Annotated in this window: 1 protein-coding gene; it reads left to right on the forward strand. The window is 48.8% G+C overall.

Annotation, left to right across the window (positions count from 1 at the left end; genetic code table 11):
* Window positions 1-55: 55 nt before the first annotated feature.
* On the forward strand, window positions 56-649 hold a 594-nt coding region (locus A3729_RS28270; RefSeq protein ID WP_304439779.1), incomplete at its 3' end, for a chemotaxis protein CheB.

Genomic DNA, 649 nt, shown 5'->3' on the forward strand with positions numbered 1-649 from the left:
GGCTTCATCCAGTATACAAGCAAGTGAGAGTTCAAGTGTTTTAAAGCGTAGAGCAGTGAGCGGACGCCCAAGCACTACAAATAAAAGTGTGCCGTCACGCCCGGAAGTACAGAGTACTAATCGTGGTCAACGCGCCACGCACAGAGCCAAGAAGTTATCTCACCCGGTAGACCTTCTAGTCATCGGCGCTTCAACGGGTGGGCCGGTTGCCTTACAAAAAGTACTGTCAAAGCTACCGGCTAATCTGCCGGTTCCTGTACTGATTGTTCAGCACATGCCTGAGACCTTTACCCCTGCATTTGCAGAGCGCCTAAACAATTTATGTCAACTTACCGTTAAGCATGGAGTAGATGGGCAAACATTGCAGGCAGGAACAGCAATTTTAGCACCTGGAGCTAAGCAAATGATTGTCTCGGGTAAAGGTCGGTCTATCTCAATTTTGGAAGGTGATGCTAGGTTGACCTACAAACCTTCCGTCGACGTGACTTTCGGTTCAGCTTCGAAAGCGTTCCCCGGAAGAGTTTTGGGAATTGTTCTGACTGGTATGGGGGCCGATGGTAGAGAAGGTTGCCGCTTGCTTAAACAGTCTGGCTCCACGGTTTATACTCAGAACGAAAAAAGCTGCGTAATTTATGGAATGCCGATGGCA

It is taken from the genome of Oleiphilus sp. HI0043 (genome assembly GCF_001634935.1).